At 47.0% G+C, this 16,469-nt stretch carries 23 protein-coding genes; 16 read left to right on the top strand and 7 right to left on the bottom strand.

The genetic code is table 11. The features are described 5' to 3' along the window. Positions 1-86: 86 nt before the first annotated feature. The 5 genes from KW93_RS11195 (at position 87) to KW93_RS11175 (ending at position 3,321) form a co-directional block, all read left to right on the top strand. Positions 87-392: an antibiotic biosynthesis monooxygenase family protein gene (locus tag KW93_RS11195; RefSeq protein ID WP_033543101.1), complete on the top strand. Its 306-nt coding sequence runs from the start codon at positions 87-89 to the stop codon at positions 390-392. After that, positions 389-742: a hypothetical protein gene (locus tag KW93_RS11190; RefSeq protein WP_052131574.1), complete on the top strand. Its 354-nt coding sequence runs from the start codon at positions 389-391 to the stop codon at positions 740-742. Before KW93_RS11195 ends, KW93_RS11190 begins: the two co-directional genes overlap by 4 nt. Before the next feature lie 16 nt (positions 743-758). Continuing rightward, complete coding sequence (locus KW93_RS11185) at positions 759-1,415, top strand: cobalamin B12-binding domain-containing protein (protein ID WP_033543100.1); 657 nt, start codon at positions 759-761, stop codon at positions 1,413-1,415. Beyond that, a complete protein-coding gene (locus KW93_RS11180) occupies positions 1,393-2,160 on the top strand; it encodes an STAS domain-containing protein (protein WP_033543099.1) in 768 nt (255 codons plus the stop codon). Before KW93_RS11185 ends, KW93_RS11180 begins: the two co-directional genes overlap by 23 nt. Before the next feature lie 153 nt (positions 2,161-2,313). Continuing rightward, positions 2,314-3,321 carry an LLM class flavin-dependent oxidoreductase gene (locus KW93_RS11175; RefSeq protein WP_033543098.1) on the top strand — a complete coding sequence of 336 codons (1,008 nt, stop codon included), beginning with the start codon at positions 2,314-2,316 and terminating at the stop codon, positions 3,319-3,321. Between the two features lie 95 nt (positions 3,322-3,416). On the opposite strand, the gene KW93_RS17625 is transcribed toward KW93_RS11175, so the two are convergent. Beyond that, complete coding sequence (locus KW93_RS17625) at positions 3,417-3,590, bottom strand: hypothetical protein (RefSeq protein WP_162835046.1); 174 nt, start codon at positions 3,588-3,590, stop codon at positions 3,417-3,419. A 152-nt stretch (positions 3,591-3,742) separates the two neighbouring features. On the opposite strand from KW93_RS17625, the gene KW93_RS11170 reads away from it, so the two are divergent. Then, on the top strand, positions 3,743-4,534 hold the full coding sequence (locus tag KW93_RS11170) for a serine hydrolase (RefSeq protein WP_033543097.1): 792 nt from the start codon (positions 3,743-3,745) through the stop codon (positions 4,532-4,534). A 32-nt stretch (positions 4,535-4,566) separates the two neighbouring features. Here the strand turns inward: KW93_RS11170 and KW93_RS11165 are convergent, their stop codons facing one another. From KW93_RS11165 to KW93_RS11150, 4 genes are all read right to left on the bottom strand, one after another. Next, complete coding sequence (locus KW93_RS11165; RefSeq protein WP_033543121.1) at positions 4,567-5,451, bottom strand: hypothetical protein; 885 nt, start codon at positions 5,449-5,451, stop codon at positions 4,567-4,569. A 179-nt stretch (positions 5,452-5,630) separates the two neighbouring features. Next, on the bottom strand, positions 5,631-6,353 hold the full coding sequence (locus KW93_RS11160; RefSeq protein ID WP_033543096.1) for an amino acid ABC transporter ATP-binding protein: 723 nt from the start codon (positions 6,351-6,353) through the stop codon (positions 5,631-5,633). Continuing rightward, positions 6,346-7,005, bottom strand: a complete 660-nt coding sequence (locus KW93_RS11155) for an amino acid ABC transporter permease (RefSeq protein ID WP_033543095.1) — start codon at positions 7,003-7,005, stop codon at positions 6,346-6,348. Before KW93_RS11155 ends, KW93_RS11160 begins: the two co-directional genes overlap by 8 nt. A 30-nt stretch (positions 7,006-7,035) precedes the next feature. Then, positions 7,036-7,806, bottom strand: coding sequence for an ABC transporter substrate-binding protein (locus tag KW93_RS11150; RefSeq protein ID WP_033543094.1), 771 nt, complete (start codon positions 7,804-7,806; stop codon positions 7,036-7,038). Between the two features lie 167 nt (positions 7,807-7,973). Here KW93_RS11150 and KW93_RS11145 point away from each other — a divergent pair, with 167 nt between their 5' ends. After that, positions 7,974-8,624 (top strand): pyroglutamyl-peptidase I, encoded by a 651-nt coding sequence (locus KW93_RS11145; RefSeq protein WP_052131573.1) that lies wholly within the window; start codon positions 7,974-7,976, stop codon positions 8,622-8,624. Between the two features lie 22 nt (positions 8,625-8,646). After that, positions 8,647-8,856, top strand: coding sequence for a hypothetical protein (locus tag KW93_RS11140; RefSeq protein ID WP_033543093.1), 210 nt, complete (start codon positions 8,647-8,649; stop codon positions 8,854-8,856). 50 nt (positions 8,857-8,906) lie between these two features. Here the strand turns inward: KW93_RS11140 and KW93_RS11135 are convergent, their stop codons facing one another. Next, positions 8,907-9,569 (bottom strand): HAD family hydrolase, encoded by a 663-nt coding sequence (locus tag KW93_RS11135; RefSeq protein WP_033543092.1) that lies wholly within the window; start codon positions 9,567-9,569, stop codon positions 8,907-8,909. Between the two features lie 146 nt (positions 9,570-9,715). On the opposite strand from KW93_RS11135, the gene KW93_RS11130 reads away from it, so the two are divergent. Both KW93_RS11130 and KW93_RS11125 read left to right on the top strand, forming a co-directional pair. After that, the gene (locus KW93_RS11130) at positions 9,716-10,006 is read left to right on the top strand and encodes a hypothetical protein (protein ID WP_033543091.1); all 291 of its coding nucleotides are present in this window, start codon (positions 9,716-9,718) and stop codon (positions 10,004-10,006) included. 19 nt (positions 10,007-10,025) lie between these two features. After that, the gene (locus KW93_RS11125; protein ID WP_033543090.1) at positions 10,026-10,520 is read left to right on the top strand and encodes a cupin domain-containing protein; all 495 of its coding nucleotides are present in this window, start codon (positions 10,026-10,028) and stop codon (positions 10,518-10,520) included. A gap of 92 nt (positions 10,521-10,612) precedes the next feature. Here KW93_RS11125 and KW93_RS11120 read toward each other — a convergent pair whose 3' ends face one another. Further along, a complete protein-coding gene (locus tag KW93_RS11120; protein WP_033543089.1) occupies positions 10,613-12,037 on the bottom strand; it encodes an NAD-dependent succinate-semialdehyde dehydrogenase in 1,425 nt (474 codons plus the stop codon). A 249-nt stretch (positions 12,038-12,286) separates the two neighbouring features. Between KW93_RS11120 and KW93_RS11115 the strand changes: the two genes are divergently transcribed. From KW93_RS11115 to KW93_RS11090, 6 genes are all read left to right on the top strand, one after another. Further along, a complete protein-coding gene (locus tag KW93_RS11115) occupies positions 12,287-12,583 on the top strand; it encodes a MarR family transcriptional regulator (RefSeq protein ID WP_033543088.1) in 297 nt (98 codons plus the stop codon). A gap of 393 nt (positions 12,584-12,976) precedes the next feature. After that, the gene (locus KW93_RS16975) at positions 12,977-13,642 is read left to right on the top strand and encodes a YveK family protein (protein WP_052131572.1); all 666 of its coding nucleotides are present in this window, start codon (positions 12,977-12,979) and stop codon (positions 13,640-13,642) included. Positions 13,643-13,671: 29 nt separating this feature from the next. After that, entirely contained in the window at positions 13,672-14,652 is a 981-nt protein-coding gene (locus KW93_RS11105; RefSeq protein ID WP_033543087.1) for a GNAT family N-acetyltransferase, read from the top strand. A 46-nt stretch (positions 14,653-14,698) separates the two neighbouring features. Then, positions 14,699-15,166: a hypothetical protein gene (locus KW93_RS17665; protein ID WP_033543086.1), complete on the top strand. Its 468-nt coding sequence runs from the start codon at positions 14,699-14,701 to the stop codon at positions 15,164-15,166. Positions 15,167-15,201: 35 nt separating this feature from the next. After that, complete coding sequence (locus KW93_RS11095; protein WP_033543085.1) at positions 15,202-15,519, top strand: MGMT family protein; 318 nt, start codon at positions 15,202-15,204, stop codon at positions 15,517-15,519. A gap of 127 nt (positions 15,520-15,646) precedes the next feature. Beyond that, entirely contained in the window at positions 15,647-16,387 is a 741-nt protein-coding gene (locus KW93_RS11090) for a gamma-glutamyl-gamma-aminobutyrate hydrolase family protein (RefSeq protein ID WP_033543084.1), read from the top strand. The last annotated feature ends 82 nt before the right edge of the window (positions 16,388-16,469 follow it).

Below are 16,469 nucleotides of genomic sequence, written 5' to 3'. Positions count from 1 at the left end.
CAAGCGGCAGAATAGAGTGAACTTTTAATTCGCTTTCCGTAATGTTATACTTGTCTAATCGAATTTAAAGCGGAGGTGTCCAGGAAATGTATATAGTGACCTCTACGGTACTCGTTTCACCGGAGAAAACGGATGAAGTGATCGGCATCTACCGTAATCGCTCCAGGCGGGTTGACAACAATGAAGGTTTTCTTTCATTTAAACTGATCCAGAACACAAAAAAGAAAAATGAGCTGACAGTCCATATGGAATGGGAGTCTAAAGAAGCGTATCTGGCCTGGGCAAGAAGCCAGGAGTTTAAGGAAATCCATGATATGGAGAAGAATTACCCGGATCAGGAGCTCGCCGGCATCATACCCACTGTCCGGCAATATGAGGTGGTCGCTGAATGAGAAAAGAAATAAAGGATCTGATTGCCTCAGAAACTGCGAAAAGCATCTATGAAGCCTATCCTGATTTATGGAAACGTTTCGGGGAAAAAGGGTTTATCCATACGGAAAAAGATAATCACCATCATCTTGATCATCTTGAGACCGCTTTTGCGATGGCGGATGAAAAATTATTCATGGATTATACGAGGTGGCTGGATTCGGTGCTGAGGAGCCGCGGAGTTGAAACAGCACTGATCATCGACAACTTCAAACGGCTGATGGGCATTCTGCCGGGGAAAGTTGAAAAGGATGAAGAGAAGTTTATGCTTGGCTGTCTGGAAAAAGCGAACAGACTTTTGGAGCAGCAATAAGCAGGAGGAGGCTGGCATGACGGTACAGGCAAGGGAACTGGCTGAACTTTTTTTGGCTGGTGAAGATGAAAAAGCTATGGACACTGTTTTTGAGTATTTGGAGAGCCATTCACATGATGAGCTGTATCATGAGTTACTCACGCCTGCGATGTATCTGATCGGTGACTGGTGGCAGGAAAACATCATTTCTGTAGCGGACGAACATCTGGCGACAGCCATTTGTGACTTTGTCGTATCCGCCGCTGAACTGAAACGCAAGCCTAAAAATGGAATCCAGCGAAAAGTGATGGTGCTTGGGCCGGAAGGCGAAGACCATTATATCGGATTGAAAATGGTGTCGTCACTGTTTAAAGACCATGGCTGGGAAGTGAAATATCTTGGCCCCAATCTGCCGTTGGATGCGGCGCTTGCTGCGGCCAAGCGGTGGCGGCCGGATGTTATTGCGATGTCCGCAGCTCTGGTTTACCGACTTCCTGCCTTAAAAATGTATTCAGATGCGTTCCGGCAGCTTGATTTTAAACCTGCTGTGCTGATCGGCGGCCGGGCAGTTGCCGGTGCAGACATTTCAAAGTTTCGGACAGAAAAAACTTTGGTGGTAAAGGATTTGCCGCAATTAAAAAATTGGCTTCAAACCGGAAAGGAGGTTGAAGATGGCTCCAACCTCTCCATTTGACGGCTGGCCCCTGCCGGCTTTTCAATTGAACAGCAAACTTGAAATAATTCATTCCTCGGAAGCTGCGCAGTCCATGTTTGGGAATCCGGCTTCTTTTGTTGAACTTCTGGACAGCGGAAGTGTGGCGAAAGCCGAAAAATATTTGCGGTCATCCAGACCCGCAGCTCCTGTTGAACTCAATTTCTTTGATCTTGATGGCGAAGTTAAATTATGCGACTTTCATTGCAAACAGACCGGTGAATTTCCGCTGATTGCCGTTGCTGTTCCGAAAGATGAGCGGGTGATGAAAATTTCCCGGCAGCTTGCAGATCTCAGAAAACGTCTGAATGATACAAATTATGATTTATTGCTTGAAAAAGAAGAGACGGAAAAATTGCTTCAGCGGGTCCGGCAATTATCGGCCCCAATCATTGAACTGGGAGACGGGCATCTGCTGATCCCTTTTTTCGGCGATTTGGATTCAGCGAAGATTGAGTCAATAAGCGCACCGATCCTGAGTGCTGCCTACGAAAAGCACGCAGAGATGGTCATTCTGGACATGACAGCCATGGATCACATCAATGAGGATGGAATGGACTATCTGAATTCGCTGCTGCAGACATTCAAAGTGATGGGCACCGGCAATATCATCACCGGAGTAAAGCCTGAGCACGCCAAGCAGCTGCACAGCCTAAAATCGGCAACGGATTTGCGCTTTGAAGCTTCTTTGTCTGCTGTCCTGTCGGAGCGCAGATTCGTAAATTAAACAATATATATAATAAAAAGCAATAAACCGGCGAGTCGAGCCGGTTTGTTTTTTTTTTGAAAAAATTCGTTCTCCGTTTTCTATTCTGAGCCGATTAGATGCCTGTATTTGGCAAATTCGCTACAATGGTGGAGAGAAGGAGTGAAAAGATTTATGCCAATTAAGAAATTCAATCATATACCATTGGCCGTGCTGGATCTGGCGCCGATCAATGAAGGCGAAGAAACAGCACAGGCTTTCAAAAATAGCGTGGATCTCGCACAGCATGTCGAAAAACTGGGATTCAGCCGGTTTTGGCTTGCTGAACACCACAACATGCCGGGGATCGGCAGTTCGGCGACTTCCGTATTGATCGGCCATATTGCCGGACATACAGAAACAATTCGCGTCGGTTCAGGCGGAATCATGCTGCCGAACCATGCACCCCTTGTCATCGCGGAACAATTCGGTACGCTGGAAACGATTTATCCGGGGCGCATCGACCTTGGACTTGGCCGCGCACCCGGCAGCGACCAGGGAACTTCCTACGCGCTGCGCCGCACGCTCGGCACAACAGGCGATGAATTCCCGCAGCTCGTGGCGGAACTGGAAAATTATTTCTCGGCTAATCCAAAAGGCCGCGTAAAAGCTTATCCGGGGACAAACCTGGATATTCCGATCTGGCTGCTGGGTTCCAGCGGATTCAGTGCTCAGCTTGCTGCTTTAAAGGGCTTGCCGTTTTCATTCGCCAGCCACTTCGCACCTGATTATATGATGCAGGCGCTGCAATTATACCACCAGAATTTCAAGCCTTCGAAAGCGCTGGATAAGCCATATGCCATGCTCGGTGTCAATATCATCGCTGCTGATACGCAGGAGCGTGCAGAATGGCTTGCCACATCGCAGCAGCAGCAAATGTTCAGCCTGATGCGCGGCGAACCGACGACATTCCAGGCGCCGATCGACGACCTCGAAGAAGTCTGGTCTCCGAGGGAAATCGCGATTTTCCGGGAGAAACTGACTTCCGAATCGACGATCGTCGGGACGCCTGATGTCATCCGTGAAAAACTTAATGCCTTCATCAATAAAACAAGGGCTGATGAAATCATCGTCAACTCACAGATTTTCCACCACGAAGACCGTCTGCGTTCATACGAGATCGTAGCGGAGATGATGGAGTAAAAAGCAAAAACCCCACAGAACCTTCTGCGGGGTTTTGCCTTGGAAATTTTCAGCACCCTGGATGACAGGATTGCTCAAAGAGAAAGCAGTCTGTGTCACTGCAGATCTTTCGCCTTCTCTTCGCTGCGTTTCAGTTCGGCCGGAGCGTCATCTTCTTCATTGAAAGGTGCATAATCAGGGGCTCCCTCGCCAATCATATTCAGCGCAGCATAAAAATCCTCGTCCATTCGGCGTTCCATTTCCTTTAAATCAGAAAACTTGCGTTCCATATTTATCAGCCTCCTTCTGAATTAGTATGCAGCACCAGCGGAAGAAGATTGTCCCTTCACCTACAGTATACTGATTATTCGAACTATTCAAAGGGAAATGCTTCACTATTTAAAAGAATAAATATCGTATAATGAATAAAAGGGGGATTAGTATGAGTGCAGATGAATTATTGAAAAGCAGGATACTCACCACGCTGGGGGAGTTCACTGGAAGAGTTTCTGCTGTTATTGAAACTGCCGGCAAGCGGATCGACATAAACGGCAATGCCCGGTTGAAGTCGGCTAGCACGATCAAGCTTGCGGTCCTGCTGGAAGCATTCCGCCAGGTTGACCGTGAAATCTTGAAACCGCATGAGTTGATCCCGTTGCATCCGGAAGATTTTACCGAAGGGTCCGGTGTCCTTTTTCGCATGAATTCAGTAAAGATGTTGTCGCTTGAAGATTTATTGACATTAATGATCATTGTTTCCGATAATACAGCTTCCAATGTCTCTATTCGGACGGTCGGGATTGAGAACGTCAACCGCATGCTGGAAGAGCTGCGCTGCAGCGAAACGGTGCTTGGCCGTGAATTCATGGATTTCAGGGCAGCGGCAGAAGGGGCAGACAATTGGACTTCGGCAGCTGATCTGGTGAAGATGCTGAAAGCAGTCGATCTGGAAGGCTTCGTGTCCCCTGACAGCCGGAAGCGCGTGCTCCATATCCTGAAGAACCAGCAGCTGATCGCCAATCTTCATGGCCGTATCGACGAAGATGCTGAAGTCGAAGTCTATTCGAAATCGGGTGGCTTGCCAGGCACAGTCAATGATGCCGGGATTTTTGAATACCGCGGACATAAAGTGTATGCGGCCGTCCTGCTCGATGATTCACCGGACAATCATACCGGACAGGAAATCATTGCAGAAATTGGCGGCCATATTTACAGCTGGCTGAAAGCACAATAAAGCCCTGCCGGCTTCAGCCGGCAGGGCTTACTTCATTTCAGGGATGCTTCCGCATTCAGCAGCATCGTTTCAAAAAAGTAGGAAGGGGAGGTCCGGTTCCATTCCTGTGACGCCGGGTCTGCTGTGCGTTCTTCGATCAACCCGTATGCCAGTTCAGTGCGCGGGTCACGAGTGATTGGCAGTTTGACAAGCGGGCCCTCAGGTGTCAGCCAGTTCAATTGCTGGTAGCGGTTGTCGAGTGTGAAATCGATCCAGGCCTGTTCCGTTTCAGGATTCTCAAAGAACGGTTCATCTGCAATCATCAGCCAGGTGTGGACATAATGCTTAGGCGGCAGCCAGAAACTTTTTTCCATGATGCCTTCTTCAATTTCGAAGTTCGGGTTTTCGGTCCGCAGTTCATGAGCCTGTCCTCCATTTTCCTGTGGAATGATGCGGGATGCATACAGGTTGCCTTGCAGGAAATGCTTCCCGCCGGCTGCAATTGTACCAAATGGATTGCTGGTCGGATCTGCTCCGAATACATCATCCGGTTCGTTTGTCACCGGACGCGGATTCCAGGAAGTGATCTCCGGATCGTCGAGCCCTTTGTGATTGAGTGAAACAGCCATTGGCATCCAACCGGCATTATGCAGCTCATCAAAAATGATGGTTGCTCCGTTTTCCAGTGTGCGCTCGATCATGGTATATGTGCCGATGTCCAGTCCGACAAAAGTCAGTTTCCGTACAGCTGTTTTGTCGGTATCCTGTTCGGTGATTTCCGGTTCGCCCATTGTGATGAAAGACGGTTTTTCGATGGCCAGTACAACACCTTCTTCATCGTATATTGTTTCTTCATTCGTCAGAAACATGACCGCCGTAAAGACGATCAAAGCCATGAAAAAGAACACGAATAAAAAGATCATCAGTTTTCTAAACAAGTTTTCCACCTCATATTTCATTGTTGCGCATTGCCCTAAGTATAGCATGGCGAAAAGAGCTGTGCGGCTCTCAGTTTTGTGCAATAGATGAACATCGATGGAAGAAATTTTAAAACGATATTTTGAAGACAATAAAAACCAGTGGAAAGAAGTTTCCACTGATTGATAAATATTCATCCTCACAGCACTTTTTCCAAAAAGCCGCGCGCACGCTCTGTTTTGGGATTGGCGAAAAAGTCAGCTGGCGTGCCTTCTTCCACCAGGCTGCCGTGGTCAAGGAAAATCACCCGGTCGGCAACTTCCCGTGCAAAGCCCATTTCGTGGGTCACGACAACCATCGTCATGCCGGACTTCGCGAGATCTTTCATGACATCAAGCACTTCTTTCACCATTTCAGGATCAAGCGCCGAAGTCGGTTCATCGAACAGCAGCAGGTCCGGCTCCATGGCAAGTGCGCGGGCGATGGCGACCCGCTGCTTCTGGCCCCCCGACAAACTGGATGGATAGGCGGCCGCTTTATCGGACAAGCCGACCCGCTTCAGCAGCAGGAGTGCCTTGTCATTCGCTTCCGCCGGTTTCAGGCCTTTTACTTTAACCGGCGCATACGTCAAATTTTCTAGCACCGTTAAATGCGGAAACAAGTGGAAATGCTGAAACACCATGCCAATCTGCTGGCGGCTTTTATTGATATTCGCTCCTCTCGCCGTCAGATCAGCGTCATTGATCAGGATCGTGCCGGAGGTCGGAATCTCCAATAAATTCAGGCAGCGCAGAAAAGTGGATTTTCCCGAGCCGGATGGACCGATGATTGACACGACTTCCCCTTGCCTGATAGTGGCCGATATATCATTCAGCACCAGGTTATCGCCGAATTTCTTATAGAGGTTCTGTACTTTAATCACTCAATTTCAGCCTCCGTTCAAACATTCTTCCGATGACGGTCAGCCCCATCACCATGCACCAGTAGATGAATCCGACAAATAATAATGGCTCGAAATTGCGGAACAGATCGGAGCCGACGACTTGCGCGCGGCGCATGAGGTCAAGATATCCGATGGTCGACACGATGGCCGATTCTTTTGTCAGCGTGATGAACTCATTCATCAGGGCCGGCAGAATATTTTTCAGCGCCTGCGGCAGGATGATGTCTTTCATCATATCGCTGTAGGAGATGCCGAGTGCCTGCGCCGCTTCCATCTGGCCTTTGTCGACTGCCTGTATCCCTGCACGGATGATCTCCGAGATATAAGCGGATGAATTCAGTCCGAACGCGAGAACGGCTGACATAAAAGGATTAATGTCATAGCCTGTCAGCTGCGGGATCGAATAATAGATGATCATCAGCTGCAGGATAAGCGGCGTGCCGCGGAAAATCGATGTATAGCCGTCAGCGAACCAGCGCAGCGATTTTACTGAGCCGATTTTGAACAGGGCGAGCACCGTTCCGAGGATTGAGCCAAGTATGATTGCGACAAAAACGAATTGAAGGGTTGTCCAGATCCCTTTCAGCATGAAAGGGATATAAGGGACAATTTGAGAAAAATCGAGATTCATGGAAGCCAGCTCTTTTCCGGTTTCAAATTTTTATTTTTCTTCGCTCAGCCATTTGTCCTGAAGTTCTTTCAGAAAACCGCTTTCTTCCGCCTTTGCCAGCACTTCGTTGACATCGTCAACCAGATCGCTGCCTTTCGGGAAAGCGACGGCCATGCCCGGTGAGCTTGTGGTCGGATCGTCAAATGCGTCCAGGTCCTGCTGTGCCAGATAGCCAAGTGCAGCTTCTTTATCCATATAGGCGGCATCGATGCGCCCGGATAAAATCTCCTGGATCAATGCCCCCGAATCATCCAGTGCCTTCAGCTCGAAATCGATCCCTTCTTCTTCCTGGATCTTCTTCGCGCCTTCCTCCTGAATCGTGCCGAGCTGTACGCCGACTGTCAGACCTTCAAGATCCTCAATGCTGGTCACATCAGAACCTTTTGGCGTAATGAACATTTCGCCTGAATGATTATATTCTGTTGAGAAATCGACATTTTTGCGGCGTGAATCGGTTGCTGACATTCCAGCGAGGACGAGATCGACACGGTCATTCTGCAAAGCGCCGATCAGCCCGTCAAATTTCATGTCGGTGATTTCAAGTTCGTATCCCAGTTCGTCAGCTATGTAGTTGGCAAGATCGATATCAAAACCGACGATTTCACCTTGAGGATTGCGCGATTCAAATGGCGCAAATTCTGCTGATGTACCCATTTCCAGCACTTTTTTCTTCTCTGACCCAGCTTCCGTATCTCCGCCGCAGGCACCCAGTACCAATGCAGCCGATGCCAATAAACCTAAAACCAATGCATTCTTTTTCATAAACATTTCCTCCTATTAAAAGTATTTTTATTCGTTAATATGTATATTATACCTCAAAATATACATTGTAAAGAGTAAATATACTATTTAATGAATATTTATGTATTTAGATTATTCAGCATTTTGATGGGAGTTGAGGTATCATTAAAGAGATGGGAGGCTGGGCCATGAAAAAATTGCTGTTGACGGGATTTGAACCGTTCCTGGATTTTACGGTGAATCCAACGATGAAAGTGGTGGAAGAACTGAATGAAGAACTGATCGGCCCTTTTGAGGTGATCGGGAAGATATTGCCTGTCGACTTTACACAGGCTGGCGCAATGATCATTGACCTGATTGAAGAAATAAAGCCGGATGCTGTAGTATCATTGGGTCTTGCTGCCGGCCGTTTTAAAATGACTCCGGAACGCATCGCACTCAATATAAAGGATGGTCCACAGGACAATAAAGGCAAGCGGCCTGTGGATGAACCGATTCACCAGGAAGGTGCAGCAGGGTATTTATCGACATTGCCCATTCGGAAAATGGTAAGTCGCTTGCTGGAAGAAGGTTTACCGGCCGATATTTCGAATACAGCAGGCGCATATTTATGCAATAATGTCATGTACGAAGCGCTGCACTGTGCAGCCATACATAAGCAAGACATTCCTTCCGGTTTTATTCATATGCCGGCTTCTCATGAACTGGCTATCGAACATGGCAATGTACCGAGCTGGCCGCACCGCGACTTGTTGAAGGGCGTTCGGATTTGTCTGGAAGTGCTGGGGGAAGAACAGCTGGACAGGGCAGAAGGTAAAAGGATGAATGAAAGTCAGTAAATCGTTTCAGGAGGCAGTATATATGAAACAAATTAAAATCCCTCCTTTGGTGTTTGCCGCATTAATCATCAGTTTCGTTACGATGGCCTTATACGCATACCAGAATTTCAGGGCAGCGGAAACCGGTTATGGAATCGTGTTTGTCCTGATCTGCGCAGGCATCCTGGCATTTATTCTTTATGGTCGGGTGAGGAACCGGAGAATCAGCGGCAATCAAAATAAGGGGATTTGATCAAAAGCAGATGGCCATCGGGGACTTGCCCCGATGGCCATCTGCTTTTTCTATTGGATAATCTCCCATGCGCGCTGTTCCGCGACTGAACGGAGGCGCGGCTCCGGATGAACGGCCACCGGATGGCCGACAAGTTCGAGCACCGGCAAGTCCGAAAAACTGTCGCCGTATGCAAAGCTGTTGGCCCAGTCAATTTTCTGGCCCTCCAAAGCTTCCATGATTTTTTCCGTTTTCAATGATCCCTGGATGTGGGTAACAGGGGTCCGGTGATCCAGAATGCCATTTTTGTAGTGGATTTCAGTGCCGATGATCCGCTCAATCGGCAGTTTTTCGGTGACTGCATGGAGCAGTGGCAGAAATGCACCGGATACAAGCATGACGTATACATTGTCTGCAACATGCTGGCGCAGCCGTTCTACCACAAGGCTGTTCATATCATCATGCATTTTTGCTGCGATTTCACCGAAATATTGTTCCAGTTCCTTCCGGCTGAAAGTCTCCAGTGCCATAAGATAAGCCTGCACTGAACGCGCACGCATTTTCGCTTCTGGATAAATCTTTAGTTTATGGCCAAGATAAGGAGGCATGATTGCGCGGTAAAAGCGCCGGTAACGCAAGCTGTGCTCCGGATGGTTTTTCAGATGGGCCATCATCAATTGGAAAGTTTCTTTCGAATAAAGGGTTCCGTCAAAATCAAATATTGCCACTCGCATTGTCATCACTCCGGTTTCATTGAATCTGTCTTCTCCATCATAACGGAAACAGTTTTCCCCTTCCAGTTCCCGGAAAATGTTTATGCAATTTCGGGGGCAGGGTATAGGAGGAGAAATCGAATCTGACGAAACAGGAGGAATGGCGTATGGAGAAGCAGCGGATTACTGTAGGGTACGTGGAGCTTACGATTGAAGAATCGGAGCGGCTGTTTGATAAAGTGAAAAAAGATAAAGGAATAGAGGGCTACGCGGAACTTCAGGGATTGATGGACGATTTCGATTCCCGTGTCATCGAACCGGTGGACGAGCCGTTGAAAGACGTCCTGGGTGAAGACGCACCAGCGGAGGAATCCGGTAAAGGCACCCGGTATATCGAAGTGTTCAACAAGCTGGAAGAAGATTCCCTTTATCGCATTCAAGCTTCCGACCAACAATAAATTTTGGAGTGATCAGCTGATGGAAAAGACAAAATTCATCCATTTTAAGGATGATGGCATGATACCGAACAACGAATCGTTAGGTGTGGCGATTTATCCCGGTGCATTTAAAGATAATCCGGAAAAGATTGAAGAGACATTCAATAAGAATGGCTGGACGAACAGCTGGACAAACGATGTATTCGATTATCACCATTACCACAGCAACACACATGAAGCACTTGGCGTGCGTTCAGGTTCAGCTGTACTATTGCTGGGCGGTGAAGAGGGGCAGAAAGTAGAAGTGCAAACAGGGGATGTGGCAGTTTTGCCGGCAGGTACCGGACACAAAAAAATTACCGCCAGCGACGATTTCCAAATTGTCGGCGCATACCCGGGAGGTGTCAGCCCCAATAAGAAAGTCGGCGACGTCGATGAACGGCCTTATGTACTGGAAGACATCCAAAATACGCCTCTGCCCCAAACAGATCCTGTGTATGGCAATGAAGGGCCGCTTCTTGATGAATGGAAATAATTAGAGCGACAGCACCCGCTTGGCTGAGTCGCTGGAGTCTTGACAAAAACAATCCCCTGCTCACAATTTGTGAACAAGGGATTGTTTTTTGCTTACAGCTGTATTGAAATATATTTGGTTTCAAGAAAAGCTTCCAAACCTTCCTGTCCGCCTTCGCGGCCGATGCCGCTTTCTTTCATGCCGCCGAAAGGTGCCTGTGCGGCGGATGGCAATCCGTCATTCCAGCCGACGATGCCGTAATCGAGATTTTCTGCGATATAGGTTCCGCGGGACATGCTTTCGGTGAAAAAGTAGGCAGCCAGTCCGAAGCGCGTATCATTCGCCAGTTTGACCGCTTCTTCATCGGTTTTAAAGCTCATGATGGGAGCAACCGGCCCGAACGTTTCTTCGTTCATGACGAGCATATCTGAACTTGCATTCAATAAAACGGTTGGGTTATAGAAATAAGCATCGTTTTCAGTGCGGCCGTCACCGCCTACGAGCACTTTTGCTCCTTTGTCGACAGCATCCTGCACATGTTTCTCCACTTTTTCATAGCCGTCTTTATCGACAAGCGGTCCGATTTCCACACCTTCATCCAGTCCATTGCCGACTTTCAAGTCGCCGGCAGCCTCCTGCAGCTTGCGTGAAAATTCTTCGACAATCGATTCCTGGACGTAAATCCGATTTCCGCAGACGCACGTTTGACCGGCATTTCGGAATTTGGAAGCCATGACGCCTTTGACGGCCAAATCGATGTTTGCGTCATCGAGCACGATGAACGGGGCATGCCCGCCGAGTTCGAGGGACAGATTCAGCATCGTTTCCGAGCTTTGTTTCATCAATTCCTTACCGATTTCAGTGGAACCGGTGAATGTCAATTTGCGGACGGATGGATGGCTGGTAAACACTTTGCCGATTTTGCTGGCGCTGCCTGTCACCAGGTTGATGACGCCTTTCGGGAATCCTGCCTGTTCCGCCAATTCATAGACCTTTACAGCGGTGAGCGGAGTCAGTTTCGCCGGTTTAGCGACAAATGTGCATCCGGCTGCGAGAGCGGGTGCCATTTTCCGGGCCATCATCGCTGCCGGAAAATTCCATGGAGTAATGGATGCCACTACGCCCACAGGCTGCTTATTGACCTGTATCCGTTTGCCTTCTTTGCTGGCTGGAATTGTGCGGCCATACACCCGTTTCCCTTCTTCAGCATACCAGGAGATGAAGGCTGCGGAATATTCGATTTCACCGATTGCCTCCGCCAGCGGTTTACCCATCTCCTTCGTCAGTATCTCTGCAACTTCCTGTTTGTTTTCCAGTAACAGATCGTGCCATTTCATCAGCAATTCTGCACGGTGGTAGGCAGTTGTTTTCGACCATTCAGGAAAAGCCGCATCGGCAGCTTCAATGGCTCTGGTCGCTTCAGCTTCTCCGCCGTTCGGAACTGTTCCTAAGGGTTCACCGGTTGCCGGATTTATAACATTTATGACTCCGTCCCCTTCAGTGGTCCATTCACCATAGATATAATGTTTCCCTTCCATCTAAAAACCTCCTATATAATTTCTTTCCCCCTTCCTATACCCTCAAGCTGGCAATTTTAAGAGCCTTAATGCAAATTAATGAATTTCTTCGCAGATTCACAAGCTGAAAAGTCCTGCAGTAAAATTAAGGATAGAAAAGAAAAATGCAGAAAATAGTACTTTTTTGCTCAGAAATGTCTAATTGACTAGAGAGGGGGTATATGTAATTAACAGTGGGATAATATATAAGTCCGCAGGAGGTTGAGATTAATGAAACTCAGCGATGGCAGCAATATACAATCCAGCCCGTTTGCAGAACAAAGGGTGGAGGAAATGTGCAAAGAGTGTTTTTCTTCGGAATCTGACCGTGTTACTGAAATTGGTGAAAAATTTATCGAGTATTTTGTGAAAAACGCTTCTTCAGACGGAGTATTATTCAAGACAATCAAAGAAATCACGCAGGATATCAATATTCCCCATCAATCTTTGTCAAAGGTGCTGAAAGTGCTGGAGGATAAAAAAGTGATCTACAGAAGAAATGGTATTATCGGTTTATGGAAAGAATAGCCTTTCATTCCACTATTTAAACTAAATTTTTTTTAGTATTTTAATATATATAATATAGGCGAATGTTACCTATTATTACAAACTCTATACTTAGATCAATTATTAAAAAAATACTTCATAAAGTCAGAAAGCCCTCTTCCAACAGGAAAAGGGCTTTTTTTGTTACGTTTCATTAAAAAAATAAGTAGGTAATAGTACCCTTACTTGTAATATGTGTAATATTTGTAATTATGTTAAGAGACTTTATGCTTACAATTAGTTAATTTTGTTTCATTTTTATTAATTTAATAGTAGAAGTGCTTAATATAATGTGATATAAATGAACTATAATATTCTGAATATTTAGATACAATTCAGCATAAAATCAATTCTTTTCAACAAGGAGGAAGTTTTATGGCGGAAAAAGTCATGGTATTCAATATCCTGAAAAGCCTTAGGAACCATATAAAGCTGATTGCAGGAATAGCTTTGCTGTCCATGGCTGTAATATGGGCTTTGCTGACTTACATACTTGCGCCGAACTACCAGGCTACCAGTCAGCTGTATATAGAGGAACTGACGGCAGATACACAGGAGCTGGTCCAGCTGGAAACTTCAGTGGATCAGCAGGTGGTGCAGGCCTATATCGCAATGATCAAAAGCAGGGAAGTTCTTTCTGCGGCGCTCTCTTCAACCGGCAGCACCATGACACCGATGGAATTATTCGATAGAATCGCCGTCTCCAGCGTACCGGGTTCACAGGTGCTGAATATTACCGTGGAAGAAAAAGACAGGAAAATGGCGGGTGAAATTGCAAACGCTCTGGCCAATGCAGCGGTTGGAGAAGCCTGGAACCGGATGAAAGTCGACAACCTGAGCATCATCGCAATCGCTTCTGTGGAGGAAAAACCTTCCGTGCTTGAAGAGAATATCCTTTATGTGCTGGCGATAGGCGCCTTCTTTGGAACTGTCGTGGGGATCCTGATGGCTTTTATCGCTGAACTCTTCAATATGCTGTTCAGGACAGGCATCCTGGAAAAGAGAAGGAAACGGTCTGATCTTCAGACAGTATTTAAGTGAAACGGGTTATGGGGGATGGGGGATTTAATATGCATGAGCTTGTTACTGCCAGGCAGACAAGCCGCTGGCAGCAGATTCTGGAATTATTCAATCTGAAAGATATCTTTTATTCGCGCGAATATATTTTAAGCGCGCTGAAGCTGGATCCCGGGGAAGCATTGCTTTTCTATTATCTGGACGACACTGGAGAAGGGGAAGTGGTGTATCCCTTCATCAAGCGCAGGCTGATGGCGGAAAACTTGTTGACCAGCGATATCACTACGCCGTTTGGTTATGGAGGGCCGGTATTCAAAGTCAAAGGGGATGGCGGAAGGCTCGCTGCCGGATTTCTGACCGCCTTTTCGGTTTTTTGCAGGACCGAAAAAATCATTGCTGAATATATCCGCTTTCATCCTTTGCTGCATAATGCTGAATTTTTGAAGGACAAGCTGAAGCTTATCCCGGTCTCTGACACGGTGACTCTATTGTTGAATCACTCCAGGAATGGGAAGAAACTTGTAACACCCATAGACCGGAAACCAAAGTATGCAGTAAAGAAACTTGGCACCGTTAAGCATATGTTTGATTTTTTGGTGCTGTATTATTCAAGCTTCCGAAAAGATGAAGAAAAGGACAGCTATTACTTTTTCACAAATGATTATTTCGAGGCATTGGTCAGTTCACTCGGACCGGACCTTCATCTGTTCGGTGCCTATAAAGAAGAGGAACTTTTGGCCGCCTGTTATGTCCTCGCCAAAGGTGATGTCATCTATCATCATCTAAGCGGCAAATTGATGCATGAAGATGCTGTGGAAGCGGAAGCTGAATTACAGGAAGCAATAGCGGAATGGGGTGCTGACAATAATTTTCGCTCCTTTCATCTGGCAGGCTCACAGCCGGCAGCTTCGGGAATAAAAGAAGCTTCCATCTCCACTTATTTTATAGCCCGTGTGGTGCACGATCCGGAAATCTGCAATGCATTTTATCCAATAGAAGAACAGGAACTGAAAAAACGGTATGGCAATGTCTAAATCGTCGTTCATAAAACTGTGAAATGAAAATCCGGGAGGGGTTAAATTGAGATATTTGCAATATAAAGGGGTAGTGGAGCGGGAGTATAAAATGTCATTGAAAAAAGTGATGTACCAATTATGTGTGACAGAAAATCTGAATTCAGTGGAAGGAGCAAAAAAACTGGGAATCGCCAAAGAGATCTTTGTTTCCTGGAGACGGTATTTCAGGCTGGAAGACAGACAGATTTTATTTGACCAGACCGTAGAGGGGCTCATGCAATTGAAGAATCTCTATCCTGAAGAATCGGCGAACTTCGATGCCAGACAGACAGTCGCATCTGCTCCGGCAAATACATTGGAAGACCTGGAGGATGCGGTTGACGGACTGATAACGTATTATAAACATATCCATTACACCAGTGAAGGGCTCTCGTTGAAAACAGCAAAACTGCCTTTATACAAATTCGGCAAAGCAATGGTTGCTGATTACAGAAGAGGCGAGCTGGTCAAGGAGCTGCAGGCTGAAAGCTGAAGTAAAGGGAATACGGACGAAAAGGAAGACTGTAAATGGAACCGTTCACACAACTGGTGGTCCAGGCAATACGGCGCATTCCGCCCGGAAAAGTCATGACATACGGCCAAATTGCAGCACACGCCGGCAGTCCGGGAGCGGCAAGGCAAGTCGCGCGGCTGCTGCACAGCATGAGTGCGAAATACAATCTTCCGTGGCACCGGGTAATAAATGCTGAAGGGAGAATTTCAATTCAAGATGAAAAAGGCCGCTGTTTACAGGAGCAGCTGCTGCGGGATGAAGGCGTGGAAATGAAGGGGGCGAAGGTCGACTTAACTAAATTCAGGTTCGATCCCGGCCAGGATGGATTTTAGAGGAAACATCAGATAAACGGCTCCTGCAGAAAAAAGGCATACCTCTGTATGTCCTAGGTTTGATTTGGCCATATTTCAGGGTATACAGGAAGAGTGCATTTTTTGACGGAAAAGAGGAACCGATTTTATGGCGAACAGAAATAAACCTGTAATAGGCATTACTGCACGAGTCGAAAAAGATCAGACGTATACGCTCGACCCTGTCTATACCCAGGCAATCCTGCGATCCGGCGGTTTGCCTTTAATAGTTCCTATAGTGGATGAAGAAGATATTTCCCTTTTGTGCGAGCGGCTCGACGGACTGATCGTAACCGGAGGAGGAGATATCAATCCGCTTCTTTACGGTGAAGAGCCGCATCCAAGTCTTGGGGCGGTATATCCGGGCAGTGACAAGTATGAAAAAGAACTGATTGAAGAATTCCTGAAATTGGACAAGCCTTTCATCGGCATGTGCCGTGGGCTTCAAATGCTGAATGTAACGCTTGGAGGCACCAATTATCAGGATCTGGAAGCTGAATATGAAGGAGAGAAACTGTACCAGCACCTCCAGCTGGCGATGCGCACGCACCGCACGCATTCTGTAGAGCTGGAAGAAGACAGTCTCCTGTATGACATCATGGGAGAAAAGAAATTCCATGTCAATTCATTCCATCACCAGGCCGTCAAAAAAGTTTCCGACAAATTGAAAGTGTCTGCCCGTGCTGCAGACGGAATGGTTGAAGCACTGGAAAGCGATGACTATCAATTCGTCCTTGGCATCCAGTGGCATCCTGAAGAGTTTGCGCTGCAGGGTGATCAGGCTTCCATCAATATCTTCGACAGATTTGTTGCGGAATGCCTGAAAGACAAACATCAAAATCAAACATGACAATAATAAAAAGGCTGCTCATTTGAGCAGCCTTTTTGATGAATTAAACTAGATTTGATACGGACCAAGGCTGCGGGTATTT

The organism is Planococcus sp. CAU13, assembly GCF_000775575.1.
Taxonomy (GTDB): domain Bacteria; phylum Bacillota; class Bacilli; order Bacillales_A; family Planococcaceae; genus Planococcus.
This window is presented reverse-complemented; position numbering and strand designations above follow the sequence as displayed.